This is a genomic window from Rhizobium sp. SSA_523, from assembly GCF_030435705.1.
Classification (GTDB): domain Bacteria; phylum Pseudomonadota; class Alphaproteobacteria; order Rhizobiales; family Rhizobiaceae; genus Neorhizobium.
In genome coordinates, this window is record NZ_CP129382.1 from 2,446,017 (window position 1) to 2,461,409 (window position 15,393).

Consider the following 15,393-nt stretch of genomic DNA (forward strand, 5'->3'; position numbering starts at 1 on the left):
CCAGAGGGTATATGCGGGGTCTTGAGCATGCTCTCGCCCATCATTCCGCTGCCTCCCGGACCGGAGCCGGCGCGAAATCCTGCGGGAAATAGGTCAGCGCACTCATCACTGGATAGGGCGTGAAGCCACCCAGCGCACAGAGCGAACCGAACTTCATGGTATTGCAGAGATCTTCGAGCAAGACCTTGTTCTTTTCCGGCTCGATGCCGCGCGAAATCCTGTCGACCACCTCTACGCCTCTGGTCGAGCCGATCCGGCACGGCGTGCATTTGCCGCAGCTCTCCACGGCACAGAATTCCATGGCGAAGCGCGCCTGCTTCAGCATGTCCACCGTCTCGTCGAAGACAACGATGCCGGCATGGCCGATAAGCCCGCCGGCCGCGGCAAAAGCTTCGTAATCGAAGACCGTGTCGAAGAGCGAAGGTGGGAAATAGGCGCCGAGCGGTCCGCCTACCTGGACGGCCTTCACCGGCCGGCCGGTGATCGTGCCGCCGCCGATCTCGTTGACGAGCTGACCGAGGGTGAGGCCGAAGGCCGTTTCATAGAGACCGCCATGTTTCAGATTGCCGGCCAACTGGATAGGGATCGTGCCATGCGACCGGCCGACGCCGAAGTCCCGGTAGAAGGCCGGGCCGCGATCCAGAATGACCGGAATGGAGGCCAGCGACATGACATTGTTGACGACGGTCGGTTTGCCGAAGAGTCCCTGAAGGGCCGGCAGCGGCGGCTTGGCCCGCACCACGCCGCGCTTGCCCTCCAGGCTGTTGAGCAGGGAGGTTTCCTCGCCGCAGACATAGGCGCCGGCGCCCATGCGCACCTCCATATCGAAGGCATAGGAGGAGCCGAGCACGGAAGCGCCGAGAATACCATCGCGCCGGGCAATCCGGATCGCCTCTTCCATGACCGCGATGGCATGGGGATATTCAGACCGTGTATAGACATAGCCTTTGGTGGCGCCAACGGCGATGCCGGCAATCGCCATGCCCTCGATCAGGACGAAGGGATCGCCCTCCATGATCATCCGGTCGGCGAAGGTGCCGCTATCGCCCTCATCGGCATTGCAGACGATGTATTTCTGGTCGGCAGCCGCCTCGGCCACCGTCTTCCACTTGATGCCGGTGGGGAAACCGGCGCCACCGCGACCGCGCAGCCCGCTTTGCGTGACCTGTGCCACGATCTCGGCGGGTGGCATGGCGATGGCATTGGCAAGCCCCTTGAGACCCTGATAGTGGCGGTAATCCTCGAGCGACAACGGATCCGTGACGCCGCAGCGCGCGAATGTAAGCCGCGTCTGACCTTTCAGGAACGGGATGTCCTTGGTCGGTCCATGCGCGAGCGGATGGTCGCCGCCTGCAAGGAAACCTGCATCGAAGAGAGAGGGAACATCCGCCACCCGCACCGGGCCATAGGCGAGCCGGCCCTGCGCGGTGCGCACTTCCACCAGCACTTCCAGCCACAGCATGCCGCGCGAGCCGTTGCGGACAATCGTCACATCCTGGCCGCGAATGACGGCTTCCTGAGCGATCGCCGCGGCAACGGCATCGGCGCCGACGGCCAGGGCGCTCGCATCACGCGGAACGAAGACGGTGATCGTCATGCCCGAACCTCCGCCAGAATGTCGGCAAGACAGTCCTCGTCGAGCCGGGCATGCAACTTTCCATCCAGCATGGCGGCCGGCGCCTGGGCGCAGAGCCCGAGACAGAAGACCGGCTCGAGCGTCACGGCGCCATCGGCACTTGTTTCATGCCAGTCGAGCGAGAGCCTCGCCTTGACGCTCTCGGCCAGACGGTCGCCACCCATGGCCTGGCAGGCTTCGGCGCGACAGAGCTTAAGGCTGTGCCGACCGGCCGGGCGATCGCGGAAATCGTGATAGAAGCTGACAACCCCGTGCACCTCGGCGCGCGAGATGTTCAAGGCATCGGCGATCATCTGCTTGGCATTTTCCGGAATATAGCCGAATGCGTGCTGAATGCCGTGCAGAATGGGCAGCAGAGGACCTTCCAGATGCCGACAGTCTTCAATGATATCGGCGATATGCGTTGCCTCATCCACGGCAACCGCTCGGATGTTCATCAGTCAGTCCTCCCAAACCGACGCCTCTGCAAGCCGGACCAGCGTTCTCGACCTGCATCGCACCGGGTTAGCCCACGATCGACGTGCCAATGGCAAAGCCCGCTGGAATTGGCTTTAGTGAAGGATGACGAATAGAAGCGGATCAGGTCAATAACGGTGTATTGTGGAGCGATAGGAAATTTCTATCGAAGGCGGATGCTGCGGCGCGAGATCTTGCCTCGTGAAGCAGCGCCGAGACCAGCGGTGTGTGCGGCTCCCGATGCGTCGCGACGAGGCCGACGAGATGCTCCGCATCCGGCTCGGAAATCGGCACCATTCTGATCTGTTCAGGAAAACCAAAGGATTCCGCAACGTTACGCGGCATGATCGACGCCCACTGGCCGGTGCGGATATGGGAGAAGAGGACGATCATCGAATTGGATTCCAGGGTCGGCTTTACCCAGACACCGGCTTCCGCCATGTGCTTGTTGATGATGCGGCGGTTCTGCATGTCCGCAGTCAATAGACAAAGCCGAAGACCGGAAACCTCCTTCCATGTCACGCTGTCGCGGTCGGCGAAGGGCGTTCCGGTGGCTGCGATCAGGTGATATCGCTCGGAATAGAGCGGAACCGTGGTCACCCGGCCCAGCGGCTCATTGTCGAGATAGGTGATTCCCGCGTCGATTTCGAGATTTTCCAACTGGCTCAACACCTGCAGCGATGTGCGCGAGGTCACCGAAAAAGTCACCGCCGGGTGGCGCGCCTGAAACGGCTCGGTCAGGCGCGGCACCATGGCGAGCGCTGTCGGAATCACGGCGATCCGGATATGGCCGGCCAGGCCCTTGCGCGCGGCACGCATCTCCTCGCGCATGGTGCGCGTATCGCCCACGATCCGGCGTGCCCATTCCAGCACGCGCTGACCTTCCGGCGTGAGCCCCTGATAGCGGGACCCCCTGACAACCAGGACAACACCCAGTTGATCCTCAAGTTGACGAATGGCGGCTGACAATGTCGGCTGCGAAATCCCGCACTCCTCCGCAGCCCGGCCGAAATGGGCCGCGCCCGCCAAAGCGATGAAGAATTCCAGCTTGTCGATCATCTGCCAGTCCTGTCTCTGTTGCGGCTTGGCCGGCCCTGCCTGAGCTCGTCATCTCCTGCGCTGAACCGACAGGCGGCCGCGCCCGGGCTTCCACCCTCTCTGCCAGGTGACGCAGTTGAAAGATTGCCATGCCCGGTTTTCACCCTAAGTGCGACAGCAGGAAGAGCCAAGCATGTTCAACAAGCTGTGGGGTAAGGATCGACGTGACGACACCGGAAAGACTGTCATTTCTTCGGGGAATCGGCCGGGCGGCAGAGCTGGCGCGCGGGCTGGACTGGGCGGCAACGCCGCTTGGCCCTGCACAGGATTGGCCGATGGCGCTGAAGACGGCGGTCAACATGACGCTCAACTCCGCTTTCCCGACAGCGATCGCCTGGGGACCCGACCTCACCCTGATCTATAATGATGGCTACCGGCTCCTTCTCGGCGATCAAGGCGATGCCATGGGGCATCCGCTTGCCGAGGTCTGGGCGCAGGCCTGGGACATACTTGGACCGGTTGCCGAAGCGGCCCGGACGGGCACGGCAAGCTTTGAAGAGGATCTGGCGCTGATGATGGCGCGCAACGGCGCTCCGGAAGAGGCATTCTTTACCTTCGGCTATAGCCCCCTCGCCGATGACGATGGCGGCATCGGCGGGATTGTGCACACGGTGGTGGAGACCACCGCCCGGGTCACGGCGGAACGCCAGTTCCGCCTGATGAATTCCGAGCTGCATCATCGCATGAAGAACATGTTTGCGACGGTCAGTTCCATTGTCAGCCAAACCTTGCGGCTGGAACGGCCGGTGGCGGAGGTCCGCCCGCTGCTCCTGCAGCGCATCAACACCATCGCCAATGCCCAATCCCTGCTGCTGGACGAGAACCGCGGAGACCTGCCCCTGCAACAGGTGCTGGAAGCAGCCCTTTCTCCCCACAACATCGACCGCAACCGCGTCAGGCTGCAAGGCTCGGCCTCTATCGAGTTGAACGAGAAGCGGTCGCTCTCGCTATCGCTTGCCTTGAACGAGCTGGTGACCAATGCCATCCACTATGGCGCCCTCTCCAATGAGAGCGGCTACGTGGTGATCGCATGGGAGGAAGAGCAGGAGGGCGGTTTCCAGCTGACCTGGCAGGAGGTCGGTGGACCTCCGGTCCAGGCGCCCGGCAGGCGTGGCTTTGGCACGACCCTGGTGGAGCGGATCGCCCCGCATGACTTCGGCGGAACCGGCGAATTGACTTATGAGGCGGATGGGCTGCGCTACGAGCTGCGCACGAACCGGCTTTAGCTTTGCACCCCCTCCGTGCTGCCGGTGGCAGACTGTCGTAAAGCACTCGCTTCAGGAGTGGCGCGATCCCCTGGCTTCACGGCTCAGACCAGGCCGGCGGCCTTCTCCTGCAGCAGGCGCGCGCTTCGTTTCAGCGCCGCATGCTCCTCCTCGCTCAGCTCCGGAAACAGATCGCCCAGCACACCTTTAGCGCCGATGATCCGCGGCACGGACAGCGCGACATCCCGCACGCCTTCGACATCCGGCGTGACGATGGAGACCGACAGAACGGCTCGCTGATCACGCGCAATCGCCTTGACGATACGTGCCAGCCCTGCACCGATACCATAGTAGGTGGATCCCTTGCCTTCGATGATACGATAGGCGGCATTGCGGACGTCGTCATCAATCGCCGCCCGCAGCGCATCATCCAGCGGGCGCCCCACCTGATCTGCGAAGGCATTGATCCTGACGGAGCCTGCCAGGGCATTGGACCAGGCCAGGACCTCGCTATCCCCATGCTCGCCCAGCACATAGGCGTGCACGGATTGGGCGGAAATGCCGAGATGGCGGCCTAGCAGGCTGCGAAAGCGGGCCGTGTCCAGGATGGTGCCGGAGCCGATGACCCGCTGCGGAGGCAGGCCCGAAAGCCGCGTGGTGATATGCGTCATGATATCGACGGGATTGGAGGCAACGAGCAGGACACTGTCCGGCGCGACCGCAAGGGCCCGATGGACGACCGCACGAAACACCTCCGTATTGCGCTCCAGCAGCAACAAGCGGCTCTCGCCCGGCTGCTGGTTGACGCCGCATGCCAGGATGATGACCTGCGCACCCTCCAGGTCCTGATATCCGCCGGCCCTCACCGTGGTTGCCGAATGGAAGGGCGTGGCGTGCGCAATATCTTCCGCCTGGGCGCTGGCCAAGCGTCCATTGCGGTCCAGCAGCACGACCTCGCTGACCGTGCCGGCCAGCGCCAGCGCATAGGCCGCGGCACTGCCCACCATGCCGGCTCCGATAATCGCGACCTTCATCTTGTATCCTCCTGCTCATCCGAATCTGACCACTGGCCGATGATAGGATATGCGGCGCTCTCCGTCCTGACCTTGCTCAAAAGGGATTCGGAAAGGGCACAAGGGTAAACTTCCAGAATGGAAAAGCTGCAGCTTCCATTGCATAGCGGCCCAGGCGCGGGTGGAATGGCGGTGGAGAAAGGCAGAGCAATGCCGCGACGATGCGCCGGGTTTCGGCCAGTGGCGTTTCGAGGAGACCGCCCCGGACAGGCAAAGCTATAACGGGCGAGACGCGCGAAGGCTCGGACGCTCACAAGAGCGATGCAGGAGTGGAGGACGCAGCAAGGCCGGGATGCACATAGGCTCAGATGCGGAAAAGCCGGACGCAAGGTCCGGCTTTGTCTTTGTTCGATGCGCTGGCCGGAGCGGCTACCGAGTTGCGCCTCATGGAGGGTCTCGGTCCGGCGCATTGGCGGCCGCTTGCATCTGCCGTGTCCGGCAATCAGCCCGGCAGGATCGACTTGTTCAGATGCGTGAGCTCGGACAGCATCAGTTCGAGCTGCGTGCGATGTTCGTCGGTCGGCGCGTCGGTAATGTCCTGGCGCAGGGATGCGATCCGCGACTCGAACAGGTCGCGATTGACCTCTTCCTGCGGCACGGCCGATTCGGCGAGCAGCGTGCAGCCCGTCGGCAGGATGTCGGCGAAACCGCCGAAGACGACGTATTTCTTGGTCCCGCCGGCAGCCAGCTTCACCGTCACCATGCCCGGCTTGATCGTCGTCATCGTCGGCGCGTGCTTCGCCATCACGGTCATCTCGCCGAGTGTCGCCGGGATCACGACCTCCGTCACCTTTTCCGAAAGGAGAAGGCGCTCGGGCGAAACCAATTCAAATTGGAAAGAGTCGGCCATGACGGTCCACTTCTTTGAGCGTTATGCGGAAAGATGGCGCGCCGTTGCGAGGCGCTCCACCGTCTGGGATCAGGCGCCTGCAGCGAGCTTCTTAGCCTTCTCGATCGCTTCTTCGATCGAGCCGACCATGTAGAAGGCAGCTTCCGGCAGGTGATCGTAATCGCCGTTCACGAGGCCCTTGAAGCCCTTGATCGTGTCTTCCAGCGAAACCAGCTTGCCCGGTGCGCCGGTGAAGATTTCAGCGACGTGGAAGGGCTGCGACAGGAAGCGCTCGATCTTGCGGGCGCGGGCAACCGTCTGCTTGTCTTCTTCCGACAGTTCATCCATGCCGAGAATGGCGATGATGTCCTGAAGCGACTTGTAGCGCTGCAGCGTCGACTGGACCTTACGAGCAACGTCGTAATGCTCTTCGCCGATCACGATCGGGTCGAGCATGCGCGACGTGGAGTCGAGCGGATCGACGGCCGGATAGATGCCCTTTTCGGCGATCGAACGCGACAGAACGGTCGTGGCGTCCAAGTGCGCGAAGGACGTGGCCGGTGCCGGGTCGGTCAAGTCGTCGGCCGGAACATAGATGGCCTGAACCGAGGTGATCGATCCCTTATTGGTGGTGGTGATGCGCTCCTGCAGGGCGCCCATATCGGTCGCCAGCGTCGGCTGATAGCCAACGGCCGACGGGATACGGCCGAGCAGAGCCGAGACTTCCGAACCTGCCTGGGTGAAGCGGAAGATGTTGTCGACGAAGAACAGAACGTCCTGACCCTTGTCGCGGAAATCTTCAGCGATTGTCAGGCCGGTCAGGGCGACGCGGGCACGGGCGCCCGGCGGCTCGTTCATCTGGCCGTAGACGAGCGCGCATTTGGAACCGGCTGCAGAGCCGTTATTCTCATGCGGATCGACATTGACCTTGGATTCGATCATTTCGTGGTAAAGGTCGTTGCCCTCGCGGGTACGCTCGCCCACGCCGGCGAAGACCGAGTAACCGCCATGCGCCTTGGCAACGTTGTTGATCAGTTCCATGATGAGAACCGTCTTGCCGACGCCGGCGCCGCCGAAGAGGCCGATCTTGCCGCCCTTGGCATATGGCGCCAGAAGGTCGACGACCTTGATGCCGGTGACGAGGATCTCGGCTTCGGTCGACTGCTCGACATATTCCGGAGCCGGCTGGTGGATGGCGCGGCGGGCCTGGGTCGGGATCGGGCCCAGTTCGTCGACGGCTTCACCGATGACGTTGATGATGCGGCCGAGCGTTTCGTCGCCGACCGGAACGGAGATCGGTGCGCCGGTATTGGCGACCGGCTGGCCGCGAACCAGGCCTTCGGTCGAGTCCATGGCGATCGCGCGGATCTGGTTTTCGCCCAGATGCTGAGCGACTTCCAGAACCAGGCGGTTGCCGTTGTTGTCGGTTTCCAGCGCATTCAGGATCGCCGGCAGTTCACCGGAGAAGGCAACGTCGACGACGGCGCCGATGACCTGCGTGACACGACCGACGGATTCCGTCGCGGTGCTTGCGGTGGTATTCAGGGTCGCTGCTCTAGCCATGTGGTCTTACCCTTCTTTTCTGGGCCTTCAGAGCGCTTCCGCGCCCGAAATGATTTCGATGAGTTCCTTCGTGATCTGCGCCTGACGCTGGCGGTTGTAAGACAGCGTCAGTTTGTTGATCATCTCGCCGGCATTGCGCGTCGCATTGTCCATTGCGGACATCTGCGCGCCGTAGAAGGAAGCGTTGTTTTCGAGAAGCGCGCGGAAGATCTGCACCGCGACATTGCGCGGCAGAAGGTCTTCCAGGATCTCCTGTTCGCCCGGCTCGTATTCATAAAGGGCAGCAGCGGAAGATGCCTGCGCATCCTGATCGAACTTTGCCGGGATGATCTGCTGGGCAGTGGCCACCTGGGCAATGACGGACTGAAAGCGCGCATAAAACAGCGTCGCAACGTCGAACTCACCGGCGTTGAACAGCGCGAGCACCTTCTGCGCCACTTCGTTGGCGTTGACGAAGCCGATCTGCTTGACCTCGCGGAACGTCATGTAGTCGACGATGTTCTCGCGGAAGCTGCGGCGCAGGATGTCATTGCCCTTGCGGCCGACCGTCAGGATCTTGACCGTCTTGCCTTCCGCCAGAAGCTTCAGCGCATGGTCACGGGCCAGGCGGATGATCGAGGAGTTGAAACCCCCGGCCAGTCCGCGTTCGCCCGTGGCAACGATCAGAAGATGGGTCTGGGTCTTGCCTGTTCCCTTGAGCAGCAGCGGCGCCTCTGCGTTTTCGGCATTGGCAGCACTGAGGCTGGCGAGAACACGGTCCATCCGTTCCGCGTAGGGGCGGGCCGCTTCGGCCGCCTCCTGCGCACGGCGCAGCTTCGCCGCGGCGACCATTTTCATCGCCTTGGTGATCTTCTGCGTCGCCTTGACGGAGGCGATCCGGTTTTTCAGATCCTTAAGTGAAGGCATCCGTTATCGGTCCTTGAGCTTTTCCGTTCAGGCGAAGGTCTTGGAGAAGGAATCCAGGGCCGATTTCAGCTTGGCGCGGGTATCATCCGACAGCTGCTTTTCGGTCCGGATCGTATCAAGGATATCCTTGCCTTCGGTCCGCAGGTAGTTCAGCAGGCCCTGTTCGAACTTGCCGACCTGAGCGACCGGAAGCTTGTCGAGATAGCCGTTGACGCCGGCGAAGATCACCGAAACCTGCTCTTCCGTCTTCAACGGCGAGAACTGCGGCTGCTTCAGGAGTTCCGTCAGGCGCGCGCCGCGGTTCAAGAGGCGCTGCGTGGAGGCGTCCAGATCCGAGCCGAACTGAGCGAAGGCCGCCATTTCGCGGTACTGCGCAAGTTCGCCCTTGATCGAGCCGGCCACCTGCTTCATCGCCTTGACCTGGGCGGCAGAGCCGACGCGCGAAACCGAGAGACCAACGTTCACGGCCGGGCGGATACCCTGGTAGAACAGGTCGGTTTCGAGGAAGATCTGGCCGTCGGTGATCGAGATCACGTTGGTCGGAATGAAGGCCGACACGTCGTTGCCCTGGGTTTCGATGATCGGCAGAGCCGTCAGCGAACCCGAGCCACGCTCGTCGGAGAGCTTGGCAGCGCGCTCGAGGAGACGCGAGTGCAGATAGAAGACGTCGCCCGGATAGGCTTCGCGGCCCGGCGGACGGCGCAGCAGCAGGGACATCTGGCGATAGGCGACGGCCTGCTTCGACAGGTCGTCATAGGCGATCAGGGCATGCTGGCCGTTGTCGCGGAAATATTCGCCCATCGCGCAGCCGGCGAACGGCGCCAGATACTGCATGGGTGCCGGGTCGGAGGCGGTTGCTGCAACCACGATCGAATACTGCAGGGCGCCACGCTCTTCGAGAACCTTGACGAACTGGGCAACGGTCGAACGCTTCTGGCCGATCGCGACATAGACGCAGAACAGCTTGTCGTTTTCCGGACCATTGTCGTGAATGGCCTTCTGGTTGAGGAAGGCATCGAGAATGATGGCGGTCTTGCCGGTCTGGCGGTCGCCGATGACGAGCTCGCGCTGGCCGCGGCCAACCGGGATGAGCGCGTCGATGGCCTTCAGGCCGGTCGACATCGGCTCGTGAACCGACTTGCGCGGAATGATGCCGGGCGCCTTCACGTCGACGCGCGAACGGCGGGTCGCGTTGATCGGGCCCTTGCCGTCGATCGGATTGCCGAGTGCGTCGACAACGCGGCCGAGCAGTTCCGGGCCAACCGGCACGTCAACGATGGCGCCGGTCCGCTTGACGGTGTCGCCTTCCTTGATGTCGCGGTCCGAGCCGAAGATAACCACGCCGACATTGTCGGATTCCAGGTTGAGGGCCATGCCGCGGATGCCGCCCGGGAACTCGACCATTTCACCGGCCTGGACATTGTCCAGTCCGTAAACGCGAGCAATACCGTCACCGACGGAAAGAACCTGGCCGACTTCGGAAACCTCAGCCTCCTGGCCGAAATTCTTGATTTGATCTTTGAGAATTGCGGAAATTTCCGCGGCGCGGATATCCATCAGCCAACCTCTTTCAGTGCAAGCTTAAGGGTGGAAAGTTTGGTGCGAAGGGACGTGTCGATCTGGCGGGAACCGACCTTGACGATCAGTCCACCGAGAATCGAAGGATCGACAGTCACGTCGATGGCGACGTCCTTGCCGGTCACGCCCTTCAGCGCCGACTTCAGTTCATCTTCCTGCGCTTGCGACAGCGCATGGGCCGAGACAACCTCGGCAGTCACTTCACCGCGATGACGGGCAGCGATCTCACGAAAGGCGCGGATCATGCCCGGCAAGGCGAACAGACGACGGTTGGACGCGACGACCTTCACGAAGTTGCCGACATAGCCGGAAATCCCGGCCCGTTCGGCCAGCACCGACACGGCGCGCGCCTGGTCATCTGCGGAAAAGACAGGGCTGGCGATCAGCCGCTTCAGATCGTCACTCTCATCGATCATGGCCTGGAAACGATCAAGATCGGCACGCACCTGATCAACGGCATTTGCCTCGAGCGCCAGCTCAAATAGCGATTGAGCGTAACGTTCGGCTACTCCCGATGTCTGCTGGGATGTGTCTGCCACGGGCACAATTTCCCTGATTTTCACTCAAGCAGCCGACCAACTCCCCCGAGTCAGGCAAACGCTTGAATTTGCTTCTATTTCTCAATTCGGGGAGAGGCGGGCCTCAACCTGTTTCCGAAATTCGCGGTTCGTCTAGCATAGGACGTGGGGACTCGCAACACGCGTAACCCCGGAAACAGCCTTAACGGCAAAGGGTTTAAACGATTTTGTGTCATTCCTGGGTCGAATTCGTCGAAACCGGTCTTTTAGGCCATTGGCCCTGTCAGAAATAACCAAACACGTAACCGAGCGGCAGAAGCGCTATTGCAACCTGTAAGAGCATAATTACGCCATTCCTGATCGTTGCGCCGCGATTGGCAACCATGGCGATCAGCCGACCGGCAGATCCGAAGAGCATGGCAGCGCCGAGCGCGAGGTAAGTCCAGTCCTGGGCCAGGAAGAGCGCGGTCAGCGCGAGGCCGAGCTGAATGCCGCCGGACGAGCGCACGGCGGCATAGCCATCGGCCGTCACATCGCCGATGCTGAAGCCGCCGATCTTGAGCGCAGATGCCGGCATCACGAACATCAGCAGTCCGATCAGAGCCGTGGCCGCCGCACCGCAAAAGGCCAGTTGCTCGGGAAATTCGGTGGGAAAGTAGAAATCCATGTCGTCCTGTTCTCGATCACTGTCTGCGCGAGCCTTAGCAAGCGGCCGCTGATTCTCATAGAAAGCTCTGCGGATCGACATCCAGCTGCACATGCACGGTGCCGCGCACTTTTGGACCCTTCGACAGGATCGTGCGCAGATAGGTCTGCATGTCGCTGTTGCGTCGGCCATGCACCAGGAGCCGGAAACGGTGGCGCCCGCGCACCACGGCCAGCGGCGCCTCGGCCGGCCCCAGAACCGTGATGCCGGTTACCCTCGGGGCGGCAGCGCGCAGGCCGCGGGCATGCGCTTCGGCATCGGCGCGGCTCTCGGCGGAGACGATGAGCGAGGCCAGACGGCCGAAGGGCGGCAGCAGGGCCTTTTCCCGCTCGGTGATTTCCCGATCGTAAAAGGCACCCGCATCGCCGGAGACGATCGCCTGCATCACCGGATGCTGGGGCTGATAGGTCTGCAGGAGGCCGTGGCTCTTCAGGCCGGTTCGCCCGGCACGCCCGGTGACCTGGCTCAAAAGCTGGAACGTCCGCTCGGCAGCGCGCGGATCGCCATTGGCAAGGCCGAGATCGGCATCCACTATGCCCACCAGCGTCATCAGCGGGAAATTATGCCCCTTGGCGACGAGCTGCGTGCCGATGACGATATCGGCCTCGCCCTTGGCAATCGCCTCGAGTTCAAGCCGCATGCGCTTCACGCCGCCGAGAAGATCCGACGACATGACGATGGTGCGCGCCTGTGGAAAATGCGCCTCCACCTCTTCGGCGATCCGCTCCACCCCCGGCCCGCAGGCCACCAGATGGTCCAGCGTACCGCATTCGGGACAGGCTTCCGGGATCGCCTCGTGATAGCCGCATTGATGGCACTGCATCTGCTGCCGGAAACGATGCTCCACAAGCCAGCTCGAGCATTGCGGGCACTGGAAGCGATGGCCGCAGACCCGGCAGAGCGTCAGCGGCGCATAGCCGCGGCGGTTGAGAAAGAGCAGCGCCTGCTCCTTCCGCTCGATCGTCGCTTTCACGGCCCGCAAAAGCACCGGCGAGAGAAAGCCGCCGCGTTGGGGCGGATGCCGCCGCATATCGATCAGGTGCAGGTCCGGAAGCGCTGCCTCTCCGAAGCGGGTCGGCAGGTGGACGAGATGGTAGCGGCCGCTCAGGCCATTCACCTGGCTTTCCACCGACGGCGTTGCCGAGACAAGCACGATGGGAAAGCCGCCGATGCGCGCCCGGACCACTGCCATATCGCGGGCATTGTAGAACACCCGGTCTTCCTGCTTGTAGGCCGGGTCATGCTCCTCGTCGACGATGACAAGCCCGAGCTCCTCAAACGGCAGGAACAGCGCCGAACGGGCGCCGGCCACGACGCGCACCTCCCCCGTGACCACGCCGCGCCAGACCTTTTCGCGCATGCGCGGCGCAACGTCGGAATGCCATTCGGCAGGTTTTGCACCGAAACGGTCCTGAAACCGCTCCAGGAAACTCGCTGTCAGGGCAATCTCCGGCAGCAGGATCAGGACCTGCTTGCCGCGACGCAGCGCCTCGGCGATCGCCTCGAAATAGACCTCGGTCTTGCCGGATCCGGTCACGCCGTCGATGAGCGAGGCGGAAAAGCCGCCCTGCTGCATGGTCTCGACAATTTCGGAGGCCGCCTGCTTCTGCGGTCCTTCGATACGCGGCGCCGTGTAATCGGGATCGGGCATGGCAACCACCGGCGCCGGCGGCAGAAACACCGTCTCAAACAGTCCCTGCTTCACCAGCCCGTCCACCACGCTCAGCGAGACGCCTGCGGCATGGGCAAGGCCGCTGCGGGTCATCGGCAGATCCTCGCGCAGGTGCTCGAGCACGCGCATGCGCGCCGGCGTGACCCGGTCGGGCTCGCCGCCGAGATAGCGCAGCGCCTCGATCATCGGCTCCGGTTCGAGAGCCGCCGGAACCCGCACCGCCATGCGGGCCACAAGCCCGGGAGGCGACAGAGTGTAGGAGGCCACCCAATCGACAAAGTCGCGCATTTCCTGCGTCAAAGGCGGGCAATCGAAGACCTGGGTGATCGGCCGCAGCTTCTTGGGGTCCAGGCCATCCTCCCGGCTGCCGTGCCAGACGACGCCCACCACCTGGCGCGGACCGAGCGGGACCTGCACAATGGAACCCGGCTCCACCGCCATTCCGACCGGAACCGCATAACTGTAGGGCTCCGGCACCGGCAGGGGCACCAGAACGGGCACGACACGGTGCGGCGGCGTATCGAACACCGCGCCAAACAGGTCGGACGAATCTTTATCCATGGGGCGGGACAATGCCCCGATGCGGAACAAAAGGGAACCCTTGCGGCGCGCCGTCGCAGGCCCGCCATAAGCGTCTAGGGTCTGCTGACATTCAGGGTTTGGAACGTGGTTTGCGAGACAATAGCCCAGTTTCAGAAGCGAAGCCGCAGGAAGGGTCAACCCCTTTCAAGGCTTCGCGACGCCGAAATGGGCTATTTTCTGAGAAATCCTGCGGACGCGTCGGATTTGCCCGCTGAATGCGCTGGAAATGCTCGTGATACATTTGAGTATCCCTTGCGCTTTTCGCCTGTTCAGCAACCAAGTCCGAAACGCGCCCGTCCGAAACCTGATTGTCAAAAGACCCTAGTCGAGGTCATCCTCATCAACCATGCCGGTCAGCCGCATGCCCTCGATCCAGGTGGCGCCGTCCTTGCGGATGACGCGCTTGGGACGCATGCCGCATCGCTCGCCGACTTCTGTCGCCAAGGGTTTCGAATGGGTGACGATCCATACCTGGCTGTATTGCGACGCTTTGGCCACCATATCGGCAAGCGCCGGCAGCATGTCGGGATGCAGGCTTGCCTCCGGTTCGTTCAACGCGATCAGAGGCGGATGGCGATACGACATCAACGCCGCGGCAAGCGCGAGAAAGCGGATCTGGCCGTCCGAGAGTTCGCGCGGCTTGAAGACCCTCTGGGGAAAATCCGGGACGGTCAGACCGAAATCCGCATAGTCGCCGGGCTCCGGCACGGTCAGCTTTGCGCCACCCAGCGCGGACGCAATCGCCCGGTCGAGCTCCACCGTATCGCCACGGATATGGACAAGCGTGGCAAACACCGCCGCCATGTTCGCTCCGTCCTCGTCGAGCAGCGGCGAGGTCACGGCCAGGCAGGGATGGCGCAGCGGCGAGTCACGGTCCGTCCTGAAACCGTGAAAGAACCGCCAATGATCGACCAGCCGGCGAAAGGCGCCGATTTCGGGATAATGGCCGGCATCGCCAAGCAGCGCGATCGCCGTTTCCGAGGTCATTGCCTGTTCGGGATAGTCTTCCATGCGGCCCTGCATGCCGCGCACCATGATGCCCGGACCCTCGCGCTTCATCATCGTCACCGGGCGTGAGCCGGTTTCGACGGACAGTGTTTCTGCCTTCACCTGCGGTTCGAACATGAAGCCCGCCGCATCGACGGGCCGGCGCAGGCCCGCCTCCACCCTGTATCGGAAGGTAACGGCCCGCTCCTCGTCCAGAACCTCGATCTCGAGCCTGATGCGGACGTTCTTCTCGTTTCGCCGAGGGCCGGTCCACAGGGCCGAGGCCATGCCGCCTTCCGCCGCAATCTCGTGCGCCAGCGTGCCGCGCACCGCCGCCTGCACCAGTTGAAGGGCACGGTAGAGATTGGATTTGCCGACACCATTCGCGCCGATGAACAGGTTGACGCCGCCCAGATCCATGCGGATCGACCGGAGCGAGCGATAGTTTTCGGCAAACATTGAGCGAAGCAGCATGGCTGATCTCTATGAGGAGCCGCAAAGACCGCCATTGGCGGCCGAAGACGAGCGGCCGGAGACGAAACGTGCCTGTCGCCAGCGTGATGCGCCGGCTGCGACCAATCCTA

General features: G+C 62.7%; 13 protein-coding genes. 1 reads left to right on the top strand and 12 read right to left on the bottom strand.

Annotation, left to right across the window (positions count from 1 at the left end):
• Positions 1-40: 40 nt before the first annotated feature.
• The 3 genes from QTJ18_RS20000 to QTJ18_RS20010 all read right to left on the bottom strand — a co-directional run bounded on the left by QTJ18_RS20000 (position 41) and on the right by QTJ18_RS20010 (position 3,151).
• Positions 41-1,597: a formate dehydrogenase beta subunit gene (locus tag QTJ18_RS20000; protein WP_252754366.1), complete on the bottom strand. Its 1,557-nt coding sequence runs from the start codon at positions 1,595-1,597 to the stop codon at positions 41-43.
• Positions 1,594-2,073: a formate dehydrogenase subunit gamma gene (locus tag QTJ18_RS20005; RefSeq protein ID WP_252754365.1), complete on the bottom strand. Its 480-nt coding sequence runs from the start codon at positions 2,071-2,073 to the stop codon at positions 1,594-1,596. The genes QTJ18_RS20000 and QTJ18_RS20005 overlap by 4 nt, the downstream gene beginning before the upstream one ends.
• Before the next feature lie 142 nt (positions 2,074-2,215).
• A complete protein-coding gene (locus QTJ18_RS20010; protein ID WP_252754364.1) occupies positions 2,216-3,151 on the bottom strand; it encodes a LysR family transcriptional regulator in 936 nt (311 codons plus the stop codon).
• A 203-nt stretch (positions 3,152-3,354) separates the two neighbouring features.
• Between QTJ18_RS20010 and QTJ18_RS20015 the strand changes: the two genes are divergently transcribed.
• Positions 3,355-4,416, top strand: a complete 1,062-nt coding sequence (locus tag QTJ18_RS20015; RefSeq protein ID WP_252754363.1) for a PAS domain-containing sensor histidine kinase — start codon at positions 3,355-3,357, stop codon at positions 4,414-4,416.
• Between the two features lie 83 nt (positions 4,417-4,499).
• On the opposite strand, the gene QTJ18_RS20020 is transcribed toward QTJ18_RS20015, so the two are convergent.
• The 9 genes from QTJ18_RS20020 to QTJ18_RS20060 form a co-directional block, all read right to left on the bottom strand.
• A complete protein-coding gene (locus QTJ18_RS20020; RefSeq protein WP_252754362.1) occupies positions 4,500-5,429 on the bottom strand; it encodes an L-lactate dehydrogenase in 930 nt (309 codons plus the stop codon).
• A gap of 481 nt (positions 5,430-5,910) precedes the next feature.
• Positions 5,911-6,318, bottom strand: coding sequence for a F0F1 ATP synthase subunit epsilon (locus QTJ18_RS20025; RefSeq protein ID WP_252754361.1), 408 nt, complete (start codon positions 6,316-6,318; stop codon positions 5,911-5,913).
• A 69-nt stretch (positions 6,319-6,387) separates the two neighbouring features.
• Positions 6,388-7,860: a F0F1 ATP synthase subunit beta gene (gene atpD, locus QTJ18_RS20030; RefSeq protein WP_252754360.1), complete on the bottom strand. Its 1,473-nt coding sequence runs from the start codon at positions 7,858-7,860 to the stop codon at positions 6,388-6,390.
• A gap of 27 nt (positions 7,861-7,887) precedes the next feature.
• Positions 7,888-8,766 carry a F0F1 ATP synthase subunit gamma gene (locus tag QTJ18_RS20035; protein WP_252754359.1) on the bottom strand — a complete coding sequence of 293 codons (879 nt, stop codon included), beginning with the start codon at positions 8,764-8,766 and terminating at the stop codon, positions 7,888-7,890.
• Positions 8,767-8,793: 27 nt separating this feature from the next.
• The gene (gene atpA, locus QTJ18_RS20040) at positions 8,794-10,323 is read right to left on the bottom strand and encodes a F0F1 ATP synthase subunit alpha (RefSeq protein ID WP_252754358.1); all 1,530 of its coding nucleotides are present in this window, start codon (positions 10,321-10,323) and stop codon (positions 8,794-8,796) included.
• Entirely contained in the window at positions 10,323-10,889 is a 567-nt protein-coding gene (locus QTJ18_RS20045) for a F0F1 ATP synthase subunit delta (protein ID WP_252754357.1), read from the bottom strand. Before QTJ18_RS20045 ends, atpA begins: the two co-directional genes overlap by 1 nt.
• Positions 10,890-11,145: 256 nt before the next feature.
• Positions 11,146-11,529 carry an AGROH133_08824 family phage infection protein gene (locus QTJ18_RS20050; RefSeq protein ID WP_252754356.1) on the bottom strand — a complete coding sequence of 128 codons (384 nt, stop codon included), beginning with the start codon at positions 11,527-11,529 and terminating at the stop codon, positions 11,146-11,148.
• A 55-nt stretch (positions 11,530-11,584) separates the two neighbouring features.
• On the bottom strand, positions 11,585-13,801 hold the full coding sequence (locus QTJ18_RS20055) for a primosomal protein N' (RefSeq protein ID WP_252754355.1): 2,217 nt from the start codon (positions 13,799-13,801) through the stop codon (positions 11,585-11,587).
• Between the two features lie 342 nt (positions 13,802-14,143).
• Positions 14,144-15,283, bottom strand: coding sequence for an AAA family ATPase (locus QTJ18_RS20060; protein WP_252754354.1), 1,140 nt, complete (start codon positions 15,281-15,283; stop codon positions 14,144-14,146).
• Positions 15,284-15,393: the final 110 nt, after the last annotated feature.

Coding starts and splice junctions, on each gene's coding strand:
- QTJ18_RS20060 (WP_252754354.1), bottom strand. CDS start 15,283: ATGCTGCTTCGCTCAATGTTTGCCGAAAACTATCGCTCGCTCCGGTCG.
- atpA (WP_252754358.1), bottom strand. CDS start 10,323: ATGGATATCCGCGCCGCGGAAATTTCCGCAATTCTCAAAGATCAAATC.
- QTJ18_RS20055 (WP_252754355.1), bottom strand. CDS start 13,801: ATGGATAAAGATTCGTCCGACCTGTTTGGCGCGGTGTTCGATACGCCG.
- QTJ18_RS20010 (WP_252754364.1), bottom strand. CDS start 3,151: ATGATCGACAAGCTGGAATTCTTCATCGCTTTGGCGGGCGCGGCCCAT.
- atpD (WP_252754360.1), bottom strand. CDS start 7,860: ATGGCTAGAGCAGCGACCCTGAATACCACCGCAAGCACCGCGACGGAA.
- QTJ18_RS20035 (WP_252754359.1), bottom strand. CDS start 8,766: ATGCCTTCACTTAAGGATCTGAAAAACCGGATCGCCTCCGTCAAGGCG.
- QTJ18_RS20020 (WP_252754362.1), bottom strand. CDS start 5,429: ATGAAGGTCGCGATTATCGGAGCCGGCATGGTGGGCAGTGCCGCGGCC.
- QTJ18_RS20050 (WP_252754356.1), bottom strand. CDS start 11,529: ATGGATTTCTACTTTCCCACCGAATTTCCCGAGCAACTGGCCTTTTGC.
- QTJ18_RS20000 (WP_252754366.1), bottom strand. CDS start 1,597: ATGACGATCACCGTCTTCGTTCCGCGTGATGCGAGCGCCCTGGCCGTC.
- QTJ18_RS20025 (WP_252754361.1), bottom strand. CDS start 6,318: ATGGCCGACTCTTTCCAATTTGAATTGGTTTCGCCCGAGCGCCTTCTC.
- QTJ18_RS20005 (WP_252754365.1), bottom strand. CDS start 2,073: ATGAACATCCGAGCGGTTGCCGTGGATGAGGCAACGCATATCGCCGAT.